This window comes from Streptomyces speibonae (genome assembly GCF_984686075.1).
The window spans coordinates 4814722-4833273 of sequence record NZ_OZ480260.1; the positions used below are offsets into that span (position 1 = coordinate 4814722).

General features: G+C 72.4%; 17 protein-coding genes. 8 read left to right on the top strand and 9 right to left on the bottom strand.

The window, feature by feature from the left end:
* Nucleotides 1–58: 58 nt before the first annotated feature.
* From AC5L3C_RS21870 to AC5L3C_RS21885, 4 genes are all read left to right on the top strand, one after another.
* Nucleotides 59–820 (top strand): DeoR/GlpR family DNA-binding transcription regulator, encoded by a 762-nt coding sequence (locus AC5L3C_RS21870; protein ID WP_493650441.1) that lies wholly within the window; start codon nt 59–61, stop codon nt 818–820.
* Nucleotides 817–1779, top strand: coding sequence for a 1-phosphofructokinase (gene pfkB / locus AC5L3C_RS21875; RefSeq protein WP_125505926.1), 963 nt, complete (start codon nt 817–819; stop codon nt 1777–1779). Before AC5L3C_RS21870 ends, pfkB begins: the two co-directional genes overlap by 4 nt.
* 91 nt (nt 1780–1870) lie before the next feature.
* Complete coding sequence (locus AC5L3C_RS21880) at nt 1871–3892, top strand: PTS fructose transporter subunit IIABC (protein WP_493650442.1); 2022 nt, start codon at nt 1871–1873, stop codon at nt 3890–3892.
* 117 nt (nt 3893–4009) lie between these two features.
* On the top strand, nt 4010–4318 hold the full coding sequence (locus AC5L3C_RS21885) for a hypothetical protein (protein ID WP_493650443.1): 309 nt from the start codon (nt 4010–4012) through the stop codon (nt 4316–4318).
* A gap of 23 nt (nt 4319–4341) precedes the next feature.
* Here AC5L3C_RS21885 and AC5L3C_RS21890 read toward each other — a convergent pair whose 3' ends face one another.
* Both AC5L3C_RS21890 and AC5L3C_RS21895 read right to left on the bottom strand, forming a co-directional pair.
* Entirely contained in the window at nt 4342–5088 is a 747-nt protein-coding gene (locus tag AC5L3C_RS21890) for a DUF6227 family protein (protein ID WP_493650444.1), read from the bottom strand.
* 185 nt (nt 5089–5273) lie between these two features.
* Nucleotides 5274–6296, bottom strand: coding sequence for a P1 family peptidase (locus AC5L3C_RS21895; RefSeq protein WP_493650445.1), 1023 nt, complete (start codon nt 6294–6296; stop codon nt 5274–5276).
* A gap of 43 nt (nt 6297–6339) precedes the next feature.
* On the opposite strand from AC5L3C_RS21895, the gene AC5L3C_RS21900 reads away from it, so the two are divergent.
* Nucleotides 6340–6516, top strand: a complete 177-nt coding sequence (locus AC5L3C_RS21900) for a hypothetical protein (RefSeq protein ID WP_125505931.1) — start codon at nt 6340–6342, stop codon at nt 6514–6516.
* Nucleotides 6517–6529: 13 nt separating this feature from the next.
* Here the strand turns inward: AC5L3C_RS21900 and mscL are convergent, their stop codons facing one another.
* The 6 genes from mscL to AC5L3C_RS21930 form a co-directional block, all read right to left on the bottom strand.
* Entirely contained in the window at nt 6530–7000 is a 471-nt protein-coding gene (gene mscL, locus AC5L3C_RS21905; RefSeq protein ID WP_493650446.1) for a large conductance mechanosensitive channel protein MscL, read from the bottom strand.
* 99 nt (nt 7001–7099) lie between these two features.
* Nucleotides 7100–7714 (bottom strand): hypothetical protein, encoded by a 615-nt coding sequence (locus AC5L3C_RS21910; RefSeq protein ID WP_493650447.1) that lies wholly within the window; start codon nt 7712–7714, stop codon nt 7100–7102.
* A 237-nt stretch (nt 7715–7951) separates the two neighbouring features.
* Nucleotides 7952–8794, bottom strand: coding sequence for an S-methyl-5'-thioadenosine phosphorylase (locus tag AC5L3C_RS21915; protein WP_493650448.1), 843 nt, complete (start codon nt 8792–8794; stop codon nt 7952–7954).
* A gap of 118 nt (nt 8795–8912) precedes the next feature.
* Entirely contained in the window at nt 8913–9242 is a 330-nt protein-coding gene (locus tag AC5L3C_RS21920; protein WP_493650449.1) for an FmdB family zinc ribbon protein, read from the bottom strand.
* Between the two features lie 67 nt (nt 9243–9309).
* On the bottom strand, nt 9310–10596 hold the full coding sequence (locus AC5L3C_RS21925) for an MFS transporter (RefSeq protein WP_493650451.1): 1287 nt from the start codon (nt 10594–10596) through the stop codon (nt 9310–9312).
* 225 nt (nt 10597–10821) lie between these two features.
* On the bottom strand, nt 10822–12357 hold the full coding sequence (locus AC5L3C_RS21930; RefSeq protein WP_493650452.1) for a potassium/proton antiporter: 1536 nt from the start codon (nt 12355–12357) through the stop codon (nt 10822–10824).
* Nucleotides 12358–12594: 237 nt separating this feature from the next.
* Here AC5L3C_RS21930 and AC5L3C_RS21935 point away from each other — a divergent pair, with 237 nt between their 5' ends.
* Nucleotides 12595–15498 (top strand): penicillin acylase family protein, encoded by a 2904-nt coding sequence (locus tag AC5L3C_RS21935; RefSeq protein WP_493650453.1) that lies wholly within the window; start codon nt 12595–12597, stop codon nt 15496–15498.
* A 98-nt stretch (nt 15499–15596) separates the two neighbouring features.
* Here the strand turns inward: AC5L3C_RS21935 and AC5L3C_RS21940 are convergent, their stop codons facing one another.
* Complete coding sequence (locus AC5L3C_RS21940; protein ID WP_493650454.1) at nt 15597–16220, bottom strand: 5-formyltetrahydrofolate cyclo-ligase; 624 nt, start codon at nt 16218–16220, stop codon at nt 15597–15599.
* 92 nt (nt 16221–16312) lie between these two features.
* Between AC5L3C_RS21940 and galU the strand changes: the two genes are divergently transcribed.
* Nucleotides 16313–17224 carry a UTP--glucose-1-phosphate uridylyltransferase GalU gene (gene galU / locus AC5L3C_RS21945; protein ID WP_493650455.1) on the top strand — a complete coding sequence of 304 codons (912 nt, stop codon included), beginning with the start codon at nt 16313–16315 and terminating at the stop codon, nt 17222–17224.
* Entirely contained in the window at nt 17221–18543 is a 1323-nt protein-coding gene (gene glp, locus AC5L3C_RS21950; RefSeq protein WP_493650457.1) for a molybdotransferase-like divisome protein Glp, read from the top strand. Before galU ends, glp begins: the two co-directional genes overlap by 4 nt.
* Nucleotides 18544–18552: the final 9 nt, after the last annotated feature.

Sequence of the window (18552 nt, forward strand, 5' to 3'; positions counted from 1 at the left end):
ACGTAGCCTCCGGACGTAACCACACGTTCGGACATGAACGGACCAGGAGGCAGCCGGCATGTACGCACCGGAACGCCAGCAGGAGATCCTGCGGCTCGCCCGCGACAGCGGCCGGGTGGACGTGGTCTCGCTGGCCGAGGAGTTCCAGGTGACGGCCGAGACCATCCGCCGGGACCTGAAGGCACTGGACCGCGCGGGACTGGTCCGCAGGGTGCACGGCGGGGCCATCCCCTCCGGGCGCCTCGACTTCGAACCCGACCTCGCCGAGCGGGAGACCACCGCGGCCGACGAGAAGGACCGCATCGCCCGGGCCGCCCTCGCGGAACTCCCGGCCGACGGCACCGTGATCGTCGACGCCGGCTCGACGGCCGCGCGGCTCGCCGGCTCCCTGCCGGTGGACCTCTCCCTCACCGTCGTCACCCACAGCCTGCCCATCGCGGCCCGCCTCGCCGACCACCCCGGCATCCAGCTCCACCTGGTCGGAGGGCGCGTGCGGCACCGTACGCGCGCCGCCGTGGACGCCTGGGCGCTGCGCGCGTACGGCGAGATCCGTGCGGACGTCCTGTTCGTGGCCGCCAACGGTTACTCCGCCGAGTACGGCCTCACCACCCCGGACCTCGCCGAGGCCGCCGTGAAACGCGCGGCCATGGCCGCCGCCCGGCGCGTGGTGCTGCTCGCCGACTCCTCCAAGCACGGCCAGGAACACTTCGCCCGCTTCGGCGACCTCGGCGACGTGGACCTGCTGATCACCGACACCGGGCTGAGCCCGCAGGACGCCACCGCCATCGAGCGCGGCGGTACGGAAGTAGTGCGCGCATGATCCTCACCGTCACCCCCAACCCGTCCCTCGACCGCACCTACGAGGTCCCCTCGCTGGACCGCGGTGAGGTCGTCCGGGCCACCGGCGAACGCGTCGACCCGGGCGGCAAGGGGGTCAACGTCTCGCGCGCCGTCACCGCGGCCGGCCGCCGCACGGTCGCGGTGCTGCCCCTGGGCGGCGCGTCCGGCGCCCTGATCGCCGACCTGCTGCACGCGCAGGGCATCGAGGTCGCCCCCGTCCCGGTCGCCGGAGCCACCCGCGCCAACATCTCCCTCGCCGAGGCCGACGGCGTACTGACGAAGATCAACGCGCCGGGGCCCGACCTGACGGCGGACGAGCGGGAACTGCTCCTGGAGACCGTGCGCCGGCAGGCGCCGGGCGCCGACTGGATCGCCTGCTGCGGCAGCCTGCCGGGCGGACTCGCCCCCTCCTGGTACGCCGACGTGGTCGCCCGGGTGCACGCCGCCGGCGTACGCATCGCCCTGGACACCTCGGGACCCGCGCTGCTCGCCGCCCTGCGGGAGCGGCCCGACGTGGTGAAGCCCAACGCGGCGGAACTCGCCGAGGCCGTCGGCCGCCCGCTGACCACCATCGGCGACGCGATGAAAGCGGCCGAGGAACTGCGCGCGGCGGGCGCCCGGGCCGTCCTCGCGAGCCTCGGCGCCGACGGACAGCTGCTCGTCGACGACGACGGCGCCTGGTTCGGCACCGCCCCCGTGGACGCCGTCCGCAGCAACGTGGGCGCGGGCGACTCCGCGCTCGCCGGGTTCCTGGCCGCCGGCGGACGCGGCCCCGGGGCGCTCGCCTCCGCCGTCGCCCACGGGGCGGCGGCCGTTCAGCTGCCCGGCAGCGTGATGCCCGTACCGGGCGACCTGGATCCGGCCGCGGTCACCGTCACGGCCGAGATCCCCGTCGACCGCGTCCTGGTCGACCCCGTCCTGAGGGAGCCGGCTTCATGAACCGCTCCCTACGTCCTCTCCTTTCCGTCCCTTCAGTCCCCACCTCCGCCCGCCCCGCAGTACGGGCGATACGCGTGCGAAGGAGCCCGCGATGAGTCACATGATCACCGCGGACCTGGTCGATCTCGACCTGTCCGCCGACACGAAGGACGCGGCGGCACGAGCCCTCGCCGAGCGCATGGCGGCCCAGGGCCGGGTGACCGACCTCGAGGGCTTCCTCGCCGACGTCGCCGCGCGTGAGGCGCAGATGCCGACCGGCCTCGAGGGCGGCATCGGCATCCCGCACTGCCGCAGCGAGCACGTCACCGAACCGACCCTGGCCTTCGGGCGCAGCTCCGCCGGGATCGACTTCGGCGCGGCGGACGGACCCGCCGACCTGGTCTTCCTGATCGCCGCCCCGGCCGGAGCGGACGACGCCCATCTGACGATCCTGTCGTCGCTGGCCCGGCAGCTGATGAACACCGAGTTCACCGACGCGCTGAGGTCGGTGGATGACGCGGCGGCCGCGGCGGCGCTGATCCGCGGCGACGACACCCCCTCCGAGGACTCCGTGGCGGCGCCGGCGGCGGCCTCCGCCGGCGCCGCCACGGGCACCACGGCCCCCGAGGAGGACCGCCCCTTCCGGATCGTCGCCGTCACCTCCTGCCCCACCGGCATCGCCCACACCTACATGGCGGCCGAGTCGCTGGAGAACGCCGGCCGGGACGCCGGTGTCGAGGTCGTCGTCGAGACCCAGGGCTCGGCGGGCTTCACCCGGCTCGACCCGGCCGTGATCGCGGCGGCGGACGCCGTGATCCTCGCCCATGACGTCCCCGTGCGGGAGAAGGACCGTTTCGCCGGAAAGCCCACCGTCGACACCGGCGTCAAGGCGGCCATCAACCGTCCCGCCGACCTGATCACCGAGGTCAGAGGCAAGGCGGAGCGCGGCGAGGTCACCGCCGCCGCGTCCGGCGCCACGCCCGTCGAGCGCGCCGGCGGCAGCGGCGAGGGCTACGGCACCAAGCTGCGCACCTGGCTGATGTCCGGCGTCAGCTACATGGTGCCGTTCGTCGCGGCGGGCGGCCTGCTCATCGCGCTCGGCTTCGCGATCGGCGGCTACGAGATCAACGGGGCGCCGTCGGTCATGGAACACTTCGTGTGGACCCAGGCCGACAGCTGGGGCGCCCTGCTCTTCCAGATCGGCGGCGTCGCCTTCGGCTTCCTCGTCCCGGTCCTGGCCGGTTACATCGCCTACGGCATGGCCGACCGGCCCGGCCTGGTGCCCGGCTTCGTGGGCGGCGCGATCGCGCTCACCGTCAACGCCGGCTTCCTCGGCGGCCTCGCGGCCGGTCTCATCGCCGGTGGTGTGGTGATGGCGATCCAGAAGGTGCGGATACCGGCCGGGATGCGCGGCATCATGCCGGTGGTGGTGATCCCGCTGATCTCCGCCGCGATCGTCGGCTTCCTGATGTTCGTCGTCATCGGCAAGCCCATCGCCGAGGCGCAGAAGGCCATGACCGACTGGCTGAACGGGCTCACCGGCACCAACGCCGTCCTGCTCGGCGCCCTGCTCGGCCTGATGATGTGCTTCGACCTCGGCGGCCCGGTCAACAAGGTCGCCTACACCTTCGCCACCGCCGGGATCGCCGTCGCGAGCCCCAGCGACTCCGCGATGAAGATCATGGCCGCGGTGATGGCCGCCGGCATGGTGCCGCCGCTGGCGATGGCGCTGGCCACCACCGTGCGCGGCAAGCTCTTCAACCGCGCCGAACGCGAGAACGGCAAGGCCGCCTGGGTGCTGGGCGCCTCGTTCATCTCCGAGGGCGCGATCCCGTTCGCGGCGGCCGACCCGCTGCGCGTGATCCCCGCCTCCATGGTGGGCGGCGCGGTCACCGGCTCCCTGTCGATGGCCTTCGACGCGACCCTGCGCGCCCCGCACGGCGGCATCTTCGTGGTCCCGCTGATCGGCAACCCGTTCCTCTACCTGGTCGCCATCGCCGCGGGCGTCTGTGTCACGACGGCCCTGGTGACCGTCCTCAAGGGGCTGAGCAAGCCGGTGCCGGGAGCCGCCGGCACGGGCACCGGCGAGGGCGCGGCGGAGACGGCGCGGAGCAAGGAGGCGGTGGCCGCGTAGCCGGGCGGACGATGCGTCCGTTTGGGTAGGTGTGTGCGGTTCATGCCTACTGCGATATAGATCACGATCACCACGGTCCGGGCCTAAAGTCCCGGACCGTGGTGTGTACTGGGCCGCATGCCTGAGTACAAGACGCTCTCGCGAACGACGGGTGCCACCGTCCTCACCCTGGTGGCCGTGGCCTGCGCGGCGGGCCTGGCCGACGTCCTGCGGCGCCGGCGCGGGCGGCGGATGCGTGCGTCCGGGGTTCTTGAAGCTCCTGGGGCTGCCGGGACGCCCGAGACCGGCGGGGAACACATCCCGCAGGGCACGGGGACCGTCCCGCGCCAGCGCCGTACGGGCCCCCGCGCGGAGTCGGTGCGGCTCACCCCGGCCGAGCGCGACGCCTTCGCCGTGCTGGTGCGGCGCCTCAGCGAGGAGGACTGAGCCTGACCGCGGGCGCGGCGGCGTCAGGGAACCTGTGCCGCCCGGCGCTCCATGGCGTCCCGCGCCGCGTCCTCGCTGCTGTACACCTCGCACATGTGCCGTCCGTCCGGCGTGACCGTGTGCTCGACCTCCCACAGGGAGAGCTCCATGCCGTCACTCAGCAGGAACGCGTGCTCGTAGAGCGAGAAGAACAGCCCGGAGCGTCCCGCGCGGGACGGGCGGCCGAAGGCCTGCGTGATCCGGTGCGCGCACGCCGTGGTCAGCAGAGCGGCCGTCTCCGGGTCCGGCCGGTCCGGGTTCTCCGCCCGGCGCAGTAAGCGGCGCGCGTGGTCCGGGGAATCGTCCGGAACATATACCTGTCGCAGCGCGGGAGCCGGTATCAGCGGCACCGTCACCGGCAGCTCGAAGTCCGGGGTGTCCGCCGGGAACGGCAGCCGGGCCGTGGCCGTGCGCAGCTCCTCCTCGTCCAGATAGATCTCGTGCTGCGGCTCCCCGCCCCGCGCGGTGTTGTGGACCAGCTCCCACAGCGTGACCGCCGACCCGTCGGCGAGCAGCCAGGTGTGCCGGTACGTCTCCCGGTGCAGGCCCGCACTGTGGTGCGCGGAGTGCAGCGAAGCGTCGTGCACGAGCGCGCAGTCCAGCTGCCGGATCGTCTCTTCCGGCAGCTCGAAGGAGTTCAGCGCGCGGCCGAGGAGCCGCGCGAGGTGCTCCTCCGGAGACTCGGGCGAGTCGGGTGGTTCGTACGCTGCCGTCTCGTACGGAACGCTCAAGGTTTCTCCCGGCGTTGCTGCATGTCACCTTGTGAGTGCATACCGTAGCCCCTCGGTCGGACATCATGTCCAGGAACCGAGAAAACGTGTGGCTGGAAAACGACCGGGACCCGCGAGAAATTCCCCGCCGGCCCCCCTGGACGGCAACTCTTCCTGCTCATACGTCACTTCAGCGCTCATCCGCCTCAACGGCCGTACAGCGACCCGTACGACGGCCACACACCGCCGGGACCGTCCACGGGCTCGGCGGCCCGCGCCGCCCGGACGATCGCCCGGGTCACCACGTCCGCGCCCGCCGCCAGTACCTCGTTCAGGGCGAGGGGGCCGGCCGCCAGGGGGCGGGCGCCCGTGGCGAGGGTGAAGACGGTGTCGCCGTCGTGGAGCAGATGCACCGGGCGTACGGCGCGCGCGATGCCGTCGTGGGAGGTGCCGGCCAGCTTCTGGGCCTGCGCCTTGGACAGGTCGGCGTCGGTGGCCACCACCGCGAGCGTGGTGTTGAGCGGGGGAGAGCCGTTCCGCCCGGCCGCCTCCGCCAGCCGTTTCCGGGCGGCCTCGTGCATCTCCGGCTCCGGGTGACGCACCCGGCCCTGGAAGAACTCCCCGTACAGCACCCCCGTCTCCGGCTCCACCGCCGAGCCCGCCGCGTTGGCCACCACCAGCGCGGCCACCGTGATCCCCGAGTCCAGCACGGTGCTCGCCGTGCCGACCCCGCCCTTCAACTGTCCCAGCACCGCGCCCGTTCCGGCGCCCACACTGCCCTGCGGAACGGGAGCGCCGGGCTCGCTCGCCGCCGCGGCCTCGACCGCGGCCCGGCCGGTGGCCGCGTCCGGACGGGCCCGGAAGTCGCCGCCCCGGCCCAGGTCGAAGACACAGGCGGCCGGCACCAGCGGCACCACGTGGGCGGGATCGGGCCCGACGCGCACCCCGCGTCCCCGCTCCTCCAGCCAGGCCATCACCCCGGAGGCCGCGTCGAGCCCGTACGCGCTGCCGCCGGTCAGCACGACCGCCTCGACCTTCTGCACCAGGTTCCGCGGATCGAGCGCGTCGGTCTCCTTCGTGCCGGGGCCGCCGCCGCGCACGTCCACCGCGGCCACGGCGCCGCCCTCGGGCGCGAGCACCACCGTGGTGCCGGTGAGCCAGCCGTCCCCGGTACGCGTCGCGTGCCCCACGCGCAGGCCGGTCACATCCGTCAGAGCGTCAGCTGTCATGAGGCAAGTCTTGCCCCGTCCCGCTCAGCCGTACCCTGGACGCATGAGTACCGCCCCCGATCCCCGCCCGAGTGAGCCCAAGCCCGCGCTGGTCTTCGACGACCCGCTGGACCAGCAGTCCTCGGACGACACGGACGGCGGGTGGGGCGAGCGCCCGTCCGGCGACAGCGCCGCCGATCTGAAGCGCTTCCTCGACGAGAAGCCGCCCCACCACATCTGACCCGGCCGGGCCTCTAGCGCTCGCCCTGTCCCGGTCCGCGCTGCGCGACGAGGGTGTCGCGGATCTCCTTGAGGACCTCCAGCTCGGTGACCTCCATCACCTCGTGCGTGCCCTCCTTCGCCTTGCGGCGGGCCTCCACCCGGGCCAGGTACTTCGCCATGGGCAGCACCATCAGGAAGTAGACGACCGCGGCGGTGATCAGGAACTGCAGCGTCGCGCCGAGCACCGAGCCCCACAGGATCCGGACGCCGGTCGCGGCGTCCCCGGTGCCCTCGCAGGGGCCCTTGATGCACGAGCTGTAGTGGTCCAGGTTCTTCGTGCCGAAGGCGCCCACCAGCGGGTTGATGACGCCCTTCACGACCGAGTTGACGATGTTGGTGAAGGCGGCACCGATGACCACCGCCACGGCCAGATCGACGACGTTGCCACGCGTCAGGAAGGCCTTGAAGCCCTCCCAGACACCCGCCTTGTTCCGGTCGCTCACGGCGAGGCCTCTTTTCCTGTGCGCAGGGGACGGAAGAAAACGCTCCGCAACCTACGGCACGCCGGTGCGGGCCTGTCCAATCACGGCGTTCGGACACGCTCACCACAGCGTCACCGCCAGCCGGGCCGTGGCGCTCGCGCCGGCCAGCTCGGCCGCGGTGTCACGGGGGACCGACAGCACGACCAGCGCCCCCGCGTCGACCGCTCCGTCCGATGGCCGCGGCACCTCCGTCACCCGCGCCCCGCGCGCGACCACACGGGCCTCGCCGCCGGACACGGTCTCCTCGGCGGCGATCACGTCCACCCGGTCGCCCGGCCGCAGCAGCCGCACCGTGGCCGCGTCGGCGATCCGCACCGGTGCCGTGACCGTCGTACGCGCGCGGCGCGGCCGTGCCGACCGGTCGCCCGGGGACGCGGCGGCGGGCCGGGCCGCATCGGCGTCCCCGGGGTGCCCGCGTGACCGGTCGGCGTCCCGCGGGCCCGCCGCGACGAGCGCCGCCGCGGTGACGGCCAGGCCGACCGCCACGGCCCGCCTCCGGTGCCGTACGAGCGCGCCCGGCAGCGGCAGACTGCCGCGCACCCGTACCGGCGCGAAGTGCGGCACCTCGCACGGCGCGGGGATGTCGGCGCCGGGCGGACGCGCGACGACGGGGGAGGGGGAGGAAGGGGAGGAGGGAGAGGAGGGAGAGCGGAGCGACGAAGACGAACGGGACACGGGAACCACCACCTACGACGAGGAACCGGCTTGCGGCTTCCACGATGCGCGGCCCGGGCGAAGGCCCGCTGCCCCCTGTGGACGCACCCCGCTCCTGTGGAGATCTCCCCCACCCGAACGAGCCGTTCCGTCCTCAGCCTCCCCCGGACCCCTCACCGCAGCGCGACCCCCCCCACGCCCCCCCTTACGGCAGCGCGATCCCATGCCCCCTCACCACAGCGCGACCCCCACGCCTCCTTACGGCAGCGCGAAGCCCGGATCCATCCCGCCCAGCGCCGACGTGCACACGCACTCCCGTTCCTCCGTCGCCGGCAGCGCGGCCACCGCCTCGAAGAGCACGCCCCGCAGCCGGTCCACGTTGGCGGCGAACACCCGCAGCACCTCGTCGTGGGAGACGCCCTCACCGGTCTCGGCCCCGGCGTCGAGGTCGGTGACCAGGGTCATCGAGGTGTAGCAGAGCTCCAGCTCCCGGGCGAGTGCCGCCTCGGGATGGCCCGTCATGCCCACCACCGACCAGCCCTGGGCCCGGTGGAACAACGATTCCGCGCGGGTGGAGAAGCGCGGCCCCTCCACCACGACCAGCGTGCCGCCGTCCACCGCCTCCCAGTCCCGTCCGCGCGCCGCCTTCAGCGCGGCCGCCCGTCCGGTGGGGCAGTAGGGGTCGGCCAGGGACACATGGACCACGTTCGGCACGGTGCCGTCGGGCAGCGGCAGCCCGTCGAAGTACGTGCCCTGCCGGGACTTCGTGCGGTCCACCAGCTGGTCCGGCACCAGCAGCGTGCCCGGCCCGTACTCGGGCCGCAGCCCGCCCACCGCGCACGGCCCCAGCACCTGGCGCACCCCGACCGAGCGGAGCGCCCACAGGTTGGCGCGGTAGTTGATGCGGTGCGGCGGCAGATGATGGCCGCGTCCGTGCCGGGGCAGGAAGGCGACCCGGCGGCCGGCCACCTCGCCGAGGAAGAGGGAGTCGCTCGGCGCCCCATAGGGGGTGTCGACCTGGATCTCGGTCACGTCGTCGAGGAAGGAGTAGATGCCGGAGCCGCCGATCACGCCGATGTCGGCCTTCGCGATGTTCGCCATGCTCCGCACCCTAACCGCCGCACTCCGACCGCCCCCTGGAGGAAGGAAGAGTGCCCGGAAAGGCAGAAGGCCCCCCTCGTCGGACGACGGGGGGCCTTCGCGGAGCGGAAGACCGAGCCTAGGCGGCGGTGGTGCCGGCGGAGCTGCCGGAGCCGGACGAACCGGACGACGAGCCCGAACCCGAACCCGAACCGGAGTCCGAGGAGGAGGACGAGGAAGTGGAGGCGGAAGCCGGTGCCTTCGACGACGCCGGCGAGCTGCTCGACGAGGAGCCGCGGCTGTCGTTGCGGTAGAAACCGGAACCCTTGAACACGATGCCGACCGCGGAGAACACCTTCTTCAGGCGGCCCTGGCAGTTGGGGCACTCGGTCAGGGCGTCGTCGGTGAACTTCTGCACCGCCTCGAGGCCCTCGCCGCACTCGGTGCACTGGTACTGGTAGGTCGGCACTGTCTTCCTCCTGGCACTCTCACTCGATGAGTGCTAACGACGGTCCATAGTGACGTATTCCGAGGGTTCAGTCCACTGCGACGGGCTCGCGGTGACCCACGCCACGCGCCACGGTGCGCCCGCGCGGGCTCCTCGTCAGCCGTGACCGCAGTGCCAGGAGGGTGGCCAGCGCGAGCACCGTACCGGCCATCGGCACCAGGAATCCGGCACCGTCCCAGAGGCGGTCCTCCAGTTGCCCGGCGACCGTGACGGCCGCGGCCTGGCCGAGCGCGACCGCGCCCGTCAGCCAGGTGAACGCCTCGGTGCGGGCCCCGGCCGGGACCAGACTCTCCACCAGCGTGTAGCCGGTGATCAGGGCCGGCGCGATGCACATGCCGACCAGGAGGCCGAGCCCGGCCAGCAGCAGCGCCGAATGGGTGGTCCACAGGGCCGACGCCGTCAGCGCGAGCGCCGTGTGGGCGAGCACCAGGCGCCGCTGCGGGGCGGTCCGCCAGGCGATCGCGCCGCAGGCGATACCGGCGAGCATGTTGCCCGCCGCGAAGACGCCGTAGAGGACGCCGTTCAGCCCGGGGTTGCCGATCGACTCGGTGAACGCGGCCAGCGCGACCTGCATGCCGCCGAAGACGGAACCGATGCCGAGGAACGTCACGATCAGCACCCGCACACCCGGCACGCGCAGCGCGGAACCGTGCTCCACGCGCGCGTGCTCCTCGCGGCCGGCCGGGGGCTGCGTGTTCTTCTGCGCGGCGAACAGCAGTCCGCCGATCAGGGTCAGCGAGGCCTCGGCGACCAGACCGGCGGCCGGGTCGACGGCCGTGCACAGGGCCGTGGCCAGCAGCGGCCCGACGACGAAGGTGAACTCGTCGGTGACGGACTCGAAGGCCGCCGCGGTCGCCATCAGCGGGGAGCCCTTGAGCCTGACGCCCCAGCGGGCGCGCACCATGGGCCCGATCTGCGGCACCGAGGCGCCCGTGGGAACGGCGGCGGCGAACAGCGCCCACAGGGGCGCGCCGGTCAGCGCCAGCGCGGTGAGGGCGAGCCCGGACACGGTGTGCACCAGGACGCCGGGCACCAGCACCGCGCGCTGCCCGTGCCGGTCGGCCAGGCGTCCGCTCCAGGGCGCGAAGAGGGCCATGGAGACGCCGGTGGCGGCGGCGACGGCGCCTGCCGCGCCGTACGAGCCGGTGGTGTGCTGCACCAACAGCACGATGGAGAGGGTGAGCATCGCGAACGGCTGGCGCGCCGCGAAGCCGGGGAGCAGGAACGTCCACGCGCCGCGCGTGCGCAGCAGCCGGCCGTAGCCCGGGCGGGAGGTGGCCGCCGAATCCTTGGACGTGGTGACCGTGGATGCCACGGCCCGTGCCTTTCTGCCACCTGGTAGCGCCCCGCGCGGGTCGTGCGGGTGCGCCGAGAGCTGTCCTCTTGCGCTGACTGCGGTGGATACCGGCGCCACAGCTCAGGGCGTCCCGGCCGCCATACGGTCGCGCCAGCTCTGCATCAGGCAGAGTTGGTTCGATCTGGGGTCGCTTGCATAATACAGGGATCAGGGGCTTGTGCGGCTGTGAAACCGAGCACCTCGTCAGCTTCCCGCCTGCGATCCATCGGTGCCGAGCCAGCCGGCCAGCTTGCCGCCCCGGCCGACCGCGCGCAGGCGGCGCTCGGTGGCGTCCCGCACCGGGTCGGTGGTGACGACGAGCAGCTCGTCCCCGTGGTGCAGCATCGTCGACGGCAGCGGGACGAACGACCTCCCCTCGCGCACGACGAGCGTGACGGCCGCCCCGGCCGGCAGCCGCAGTTCGCCGACCTCCACGCCGTGCATCCTCGAGCCTTCGGGGATGGCGACCGACAGCAGGTGCCCGCGCAGCCGCTCCAGGGGCGCCGACTCGATGCCGAGGTCGGCGGGGCCGGGTTCCTCGCCCAGGCGCAGCTTTCCGGCCAGCCAAGGGAGCGTCGGGCCCTGGACCAGGGTGTAGACGACGACCAGGACGAAGACGATGTTGAAGATCCGCTCGCTGCCCCTGACGCCCTGCACCATCGGGATCGTCGCCAGGATGATGGGCACGGCGCCGCGCAGCCCCGCCCAGGACATCAGCACCTGCTCCCGCCAGGGCACCCGGAACGGCGTCAGGCACACCACGACGCCCAGCGGGCGGGCCACCAGGGTGAGCGCCAGCCCGATGACCAGCGCGGGCACGAAGTCGTCGCCGAGCTCGTGCGGGGTGACCAGCAGGCCGAGCAGGACGAACATGCCGATCTGGGCGATCCAGCCGAGCCCCTCGGCAAAGCCCCGCGTGGCGGGCCAGTGCGGCAGCTTGGCGTTGCCCAGCACCATCGAGGCGAGGTAGACGGCGAGGAAGCCGCTGCCGTGGGCGGTCGCGCCGATCGCGTAGGCCGCGACGGCGATGGCCATGACCGCGATCGGGTAGAGGCCGGAGGCGGGCAGCGCCACGTGGCGCAGCCCCCAGGCGCCCAGCCAGCCCACCGCGATGCCGATGGCGGCGCCGATGGCCAGCTCCAGGAGGATCTCGCCGAGCAGCACGTACCAGTGCTCGACCGGCCCTGCGGCGGACAATGCGACGACCAGGATGACGACGGGCGCGTCGTTGAAACCGGACTCCGCCTCCAGGGTGCCCGTCACCCGCGAGGGCAGGGGGATCTTCCGCAGCACCGAGAAGACGGCCGCCGCGTCGGTCGAGGAGACCACCGCGCCGATGATGAGCGCCTGCCGCCACTCCAGCCCGACCAGGAAGTGCGCCGCGGACGCCGTGACCCCGACGCTCACCGCGACACCGACCAGGGCGAGCGCCGAGGCGCCGGACAGCGCCGGTCTCGCCTCGGCCCACTTGGTGCCCAGTCCGCCCTCGGCCAGGATCACGACCAGTGCCGCGTACCCGATGACCTGCGTCAGCGCGGCGTTGTCGTACGCGATGTGGCCGATGCCGTCCTGGCCGATGGCGATGCCTATGCCCATGTAGATGAGCAGGCTGGGGAGCCCGCTGCGCGAGGAGATACGGACCGCGACGACGGCCACGAGCAGTACGACCGAGCAGACGAGCAGAAGCTGGTTGAGGTGGTGGATGGTCAGCGGCTGTTCCCTTCCCTGGCTCGGGCGCACCCGTGCGCGAGCTCACGTGCATCGCATGCGATCCACCGCTTCCGCGGCAAACTACTTCGTTACCTTACCTAACTCTTGACGCGTTCTTGATGCTCCGAGGGGCAGGATCGAACGCTCGTCCGGGCCGGTTCCCCACACCGCGTCAAGGGGCGCGGGGCCCTGCGCATATCGTTGCTCCAGCGCTCAGTTAAAAGCACAGCCCGACCTGCCGCTCGCGTTAGGACAGCAAGGACAGCGATGCCCACCGACACCACCGCCTCTCCGGGTCAGCAGGCCACCGCCTCCCCGGGTCAGCAGGCCGGCAAGTCCGGCAGGAAGAAAGGGCGCAAGGGCCGTCTGCTCGTGCTCGTCCTGGTACTGGCCCTGATCGGCGGTCTCGCCTACGGGGGCTACTGGTCGGTCAGTACCGTGCGTGCCTCGTTCCCCCAGACCACGGGCTCGATCACGCTCCAGGGGCTGTCGGGACCCGTCGATGTCAAACGCGACGGCTACGGCATCCCGCAGATCTACGCCTCCTCCGACGAGGACCTGTTCATGGCGCAGGGCTACGTCCAGGCGCAGGACCGGTTCTACGAGATGGACGTGCGCCGGCACATGACCGCCGGGCGCCTGTCGGAGATGTTCGGCAAGGGCCAGGTCGACAACGACGCGTTCCTGCGCACCCTCGGCTGGGACCGGATCGCCAAGGAGGAGTACGACACCAAGCTCGCGCCCGCCACGAAGAAGTACCTCCAGGCGTACGCCAAGGGCGTCAACGCCTACCTGGAGGGCAAGGAGGGCGAGGAGATCTCCCTGGAGTACGCGGCGCTGGGCTTCAAGAACGACTACAAGCCCGGCCGGTGGACCCCGGTCGACTCCGTGGCCTGGCTGAAGGCGATGGCCTGGGACCTGCGCGGCAACATGCAGGACGAGATCGACCGGGCGCTGATGACCAGCCGCCTCGGCCCCAAGCAGATCGCCGACCTGTATCCGGCGTACCCCTACGGCCGGAACAAGCCGGTGATCCACGAGGGTCAGTACAACGAGCTCACCGGAGCGTACGAGCAGGGCGGCGAATCGGGGACGGGCAACGGCACGGGCAACGGCACGGGCAACGGCACCGGGACCGGCACGGGAACGGCGGGCTCGGGTACGGGAACGGGCACAGGCACCGAGACCGGTACGGGCACCGGCACAGGCACCGAGACCGGTACGGGCACCGGCGCGGGCACGGAGACCGGTACGGGCACCGGCACCTCCGGCTCCGCGCTGCAGAGCCAGCTGACCGGCCTCCAGGAGGTCCTGGCCGACCTGCCCACCGCCGTCGGCGTCAACGGCGACGGCATCGGCTCCAACTCCTGGGTCGTCTCGGGCGACCACACCATCACCGGCGAGCCGCTGCTCGCCAACGACCCGCACCTGTCGGCCTCGCTGCCGTCCGTCTGGTACCAGATGGGCCTGCACTGCCGCGAGGTCTCCGCCGAATGCCCCTACGACGTCACCGGCTACACCTTCGCGGGCATGCCCGGCGTGATAATCGGCCACAACCAGGACATCGCCTGGGGCCTGACCAACTCCGGCGTCGACGTCACCGACCTCTACCTCGAGAAGATCACCGGCGACGGCTACCAGTACGACGGCAAGGTGGTGCCGTTCGAGACCCGCGAGGAGACCATCAAGGTCGCCGGCGGCGAGTCGCGGAAGATCGTGATCCGCGAGACCAACAACGGCCCGCTGCTCTCCGACCGTTCCGACGAACTGGTGCGGACCGGCAGGAAGGCCGCCGTCGACAGCGCGGCCCCCGACCGGGGCGACGGCTACGGCGTCGCGCTGCGCTGGACCGCGCTGGACCCGGGCCGCACCATGGACTCCGTCTTCGCCATCAACCGCGCGAAGGACTGGGACGACTTCCGCGAGGCGGCCACGCTGTTCGAGGTGCCCTCGCAGAACCTGGTCTACGCGGACACCGAGGGCCACATCGGGTACACGCTGCCCGGGAAGATCCCCACCCGCGCGAAGAAGCACGACGGTTCCGTCCCCGCCCCGGGCTGGAACCCCGACTACCGGTGGACGGGCTGGATCGACCAGGAGGCGCTCCCCTTCGAGTTCGACCCCGAGCGCGGCTACATCGTCACCGCCAACCAGGCCGTCGTCGGCAAGGACTACCCGTACACGCTGACCACGGACTGGGGTTACGGCGCCCGCAGCCGGCGCATCACCGACCTGATCCAGTCGAAGATCAAGGACGGCGGCAAGATCTCCACCGACGACATGCGCCAGATGCAGCTCGACAACTCCAGCTCCATCGCCAAGCTGCTGGTGCCCGACCTGCTGAAGATCGACACCGGCGACGCGGACGTGCGCGAGGCGCAGAAGCTGCTGGAGGGCTGGGACTACACCCAGGACGCCGACTCGGCCGCCGCCGCCTACTTCAACGCCGTGTGGCGCAACATCCTCAAGCTCGCCTTCGGTCACAAGCTGCCCAGGGAGCTGCGGGTCAAGGGCCAGTGCCTGTGGGTCGACCCGGTCAACACCACCGGCCCCGCCGACGAGGTGGACAAGGTCCGCGAGTGCGGTCAGCGCGACGCCGACGCGGCGCAGCCGGACGGCGGCGACCGCTGGTTCGAGGTGGTCCGCAAGCTGAAGGACGACCCGGACAGCGAGTGGTGGACGACGCCCAAGAGGGGCACCCGTCCGGGCGCCGGCAACCGTGACGAACTGTTCAAGCGGGCCATGATCGACGCCCGCTGGGAGCTGACCGCCCGGCTGGGCAAGGACATCGACACCTGGAGCTGGGGTCGGCTGCACCGCCTGTTCCTGGAGAACCAGACGCTCGGCACCGAGGGCCCCGGCTTCCTGAAGTACGCCCTCAACCGGGGCCCGTGGAAGCTCGGCGGCGGTGAGGCGACGGTCAACGCCACGGGCTGGAACGCGGCCGGCGGCTATGAGGTCGTCTGGGTGCCGTCCATGCGGATGGTGGTCAACCTCGGCGACTTCGACAAGTCCCGCTGGATCAACCTCACCGGCGCCTCCGGGCACGCCTACAACGCCCACTACGTCGACCAGACGGACAAGTGGGCGGGCGGCGAGCTGCTGGAGTGGCCCTCCTCGGAGAAGGCGGTCGAGGAGAGCACGAGCGACACGCTGGAGCTCAAGCCCTGACCTCCACGGTCCCGCCCTCGTGAATCGGCCTCCACGCGCGCGTGGAGGCCGATGGTCGCGTCAGGGGCGCGCCGGACGCGTGCGATGGGGGATCCGCGTCAGGGGCGGGCGCCGAAGCGCCGTACGCCGGACGGCGTCACCACCGCGTCGACCGGCCGGTCGTGCGGCTCCTCGGGGACACGGACGACGACTTCGGCGTCGTACAGCAGCACCATCAGGGCCGGACGGGCGCCCGCGCGGTGCAGCCGGGCGAGCACACGGTCGTAGGAGCCGCCGCCGCGCCCCAGCCGCATCCCGCGTGCGTCGACGGCCAGTCCGGGCAGCAGGACGACGTCCGCCTCCGTCACGGCGTCCGGGCCGAGGCGGGCGCCGGCCGGCTCGAACAGGGCCATGCGTCCGCCGTGCCGCACCCGCGCGAGGGAGCTCTCCCCGGTGTAGGCGCCCCAGTCGAGGTCGTTGTCCGGAAGCAGCGCGGGCAGCAGGACGCGTACGCCCCGGGCGCGCAGGGCGTCCAGCAGCGCGAGTGTGCCGGGTTCGCTCCCCACGGAGACGTACGCCGCCACCGTGCGCGCGCGAGCGAGTTCGGGCAGCGCGAGCGCCTGCCGGGACAGCGCGGTCGCCGATTCCCGCACGTCGTCCGCCGTCAACCCGTTCCTCACCTGGAGGATTTGGCGTCGCAGCACCCGCTTGCCAGACTCGTCGGCGCGGTCGTTCTGTCTCAACTCTGTCCCCGTATCGTTCCAATACGCTCATATGAGCAGCAAATATTCGGAGCCGCCGATTCCCCGCAAAGGCAGCGGATATGGTGTCCGGCATGTCACAGTCACACCCTCGGATCAGCAAGGCTGTCATCCCCGCAGCCGGTCTCGGTACCCGGTTCCTGCCGGCCACCAAGGCCACTCCCAAGGAGATGCTGCCGGTCGTCGACAAGCCGGCGATCCAGTACGTGGTCGAAGAGGCCGTTTCCGCCGGTCTCGACGACGTCCTCATGGTGACGGGCCGCAACAAGCGCCCGCTGGAGGACCACTTCGACCGCAACTACGAACTCGAGTCCGCCCTCCAGAAGAAGGGCGACGCCGGCCGCCTCGCCAAGGTCCAGGAGTCCAGTGACCTGGCCACCATGCACTACGTCCGCCAGGGCGACCCCAAGGGACTCGGCCACGCCGTGCTGTGCGCCGCCCCGCACGTCGGGGACGAGCCGTTCGCCGTCCTCCTCGGCGACGACCTGATCGACCCGCGCGACCCCCTGCTCCAGCGCATGATCGACGTCCAGCAGCAGCACGGCGGCAGCGTCATCGCGCTCATGGAGGTGGCTCCCGAGCAGATCCACCTCTACGGCTGCGCGGCCGTCGAGACCACCGCGGACTCCGACGTCGTCAAGATCGGCGGCCTGGTCGAGAAGCCCGCCCCCGAGGACGCGCCCTCGAACTACGCCATCATCGGCCGCTATGTCCTCGACCCGGCCGTCTTCGACATACTCCGCAAGACCGAGCCGGGCCGCGGCGGCGAGATCCAGCTCACCGACGCCCTCCAGCAGCTCGTCACAGATGAGAAGGCCGGCGGCCCGGTGCACGGCGTCGTCTTCAAGGGCCGCCGCTATGACACCGGCGACCGCGGCGACTACCTGCGTGCCATTGTGCGGCTCGCGTGCGAACGTGAGGACCTGGGCCCGGACTTCCGGACCTGGCTCCGCCGTTACGTCACCGAGGAGATGCAGCAACGTTGAGCACCGCCGCGCCCCGCACCGCAGGCCCGGACCACCTCTGGTCGGTGGACGAGCACCTGGCCGACATCCTCGCGACCGTCCGGCCCCTCGAACCCATCGAGCTCCAGCTCCTCGACGCCCAGGGCTGCGTCCTGGTCGAGGACGTCACGGTTCCGGTGTCCCTGCCCCCGTTCGACAACAGCTCCATGGACGGATACGCGGTGCGGGTCGCGGACATCGAGGGCGCCACCGAGCAGTACCCGGCGTCCCTCGAGGTCATCGGGGACGTCGCCGCGGGCCAGGGGGACCTCCTGCACGTCGGCCCCGGCCAGGCCGCCCGCATCATGACCGGCGCCCCGCTCCCGCCCGGCGCCGAGACCGTCGTCCCCGTCGAGTGGACCGACGGCGGACTCGGCGAGGGACCGGCGGCCGGGATGCGCGCCCGCAGCCTGGCCCCCGAGGGCGCCGGCGGCCAGGTCGCGGTCCACCGCCCGGCCCCTGCCCGCGCGCACGTGCGCGCCCAGGGCAGCGACGTCAAGGCCGGCGACCGCGCGCTGGAGGCCAGCACCGTCCTCGGCCCGCCGCAGATCTCCCTGCTGGCCGCCATCGGCCGCGGCACGGTACGGGTGCGCCCGCGCCCCCGCGTGGTGGTGCTCTCCACCGGCAGCGAACTCGTCCAGCCCGACGAGGAACTGCGCCCCGGTCAGATCTACGACTCCAACAGCTTCGCCCTCACCGCCGCCGCGCGGGACGCCGGGGCGATCGCCTACCGCGTGGGCGCCGTCGCCGACGACGCCGCGACCCTGCGGGACACCATCGAGGACCAGCTGGTCCGCGCCGACCTGATGGTCACCTCCGGCGGTGTGAGCGTGGGGGCGTACGACGTCGTCAAGGAGGCGCTGTCGTACGCGGCCGACGAGGACGAGCCCGGCAGCGGCATCGACTTCCGCAGGCTCGCCATGCAGCCGGGAAAGCCCCAGGGCTTCGGCTCCATCGGCCCCGACCACACCCCGCTGCTCGCCCTGCCCGGCAACCCGGTCTCCTCCTACGTCTCCTTCGAGCTGTTCGTCCGCCCCGCCATCCGCACCCTGATGGGACTGCCGGACATCCACCGGCCGAGGGCCCGCGCCAAGCTCACCGCCGAGCGGCCCCTGACCTCGCCGAAGGGCCGCCGCCAGTTCCTGCGCGGCCGCTACGCCGACGGCACGGTGACGCCCGTCGGAGGCGCCGGCTCGCACCTCGTGGCCGCCCTGGCGCAGGCCGACGCGCTGATCGTCGTCCCCGAGGACGTCGAGTCGGTCGAGCCCGGCACCGAGGTCGAGGTGGTCCTGCTCGGCTGAGCGGAACCG

Excerpts from the sequence above, each read along its gene's own strand:
- AC5L3C_RS21870 (WP_493650441.1), top strand. The coding sequence starts at position 59 with ATGTACGCACCGGAACGCCAGCAGGAGATCCTGCGGCTCGCCCGCGAC.
- pfkB (WP_125505926.1), top strand. The coding sequence starts at position 817 with ATGATCCTCACCGTCACCCCCAACCCGTCCCTCGACCGCACCTACGAG.
- AC5L3C_RS21880 (WP_493650442.1), top strand. The coding sequence starts at position 1,871 with ATGAGTCACATGATCACCGCGGACCTGGTCGATCTCGACCTGTCCGCC.
- AC5L3C_RS21885 (WP_493650443.1), top strand. The coding sequence starts at position 4,010 with ATGCCTGAGTACAAGACGCTCTCGCGAACGACGGGTGCCACCGTCCTC.
- AC5L3C_RS21895 (WP_493650445.1), bottom strand. The coding sequence starts at position 6,296 with ATGACAGCTGACGCTCTGACGGATGTGACCGGCCTGCGCGTGGGGCAC.
- AC5L3C_RS21900 (WP_125505931.1), top strand. The coding sequence starts at position 6,340 with ATGAGTACCGCCCCCGATCCCCGCCCGAGTGAGCCCAAGCCCGCGCTG.
- AC5L3C_RS21915 (WP_493650448.1), bottom strand. The coding sequence starts at position 8,794 with ATGGCGAACATCGCGAAGGCCGACATCGGCGTGATCGGCGGCTCCGGC.
- AC5L3C_RS21935 (WP_493650453.1), top strand. The coding sequence starts at position 12,595 with ATGCCCACCGACACCACCGCCTCTCCGGGTCAGCAGGCCACCGCCTCC.
- galU (WP_493650455.1), top strand. The coding sequence starts at position 16,313 with ATGTCACAGTCACACCCTCGGATCAGCAAGGCTGTCATCCCCGCAGCC.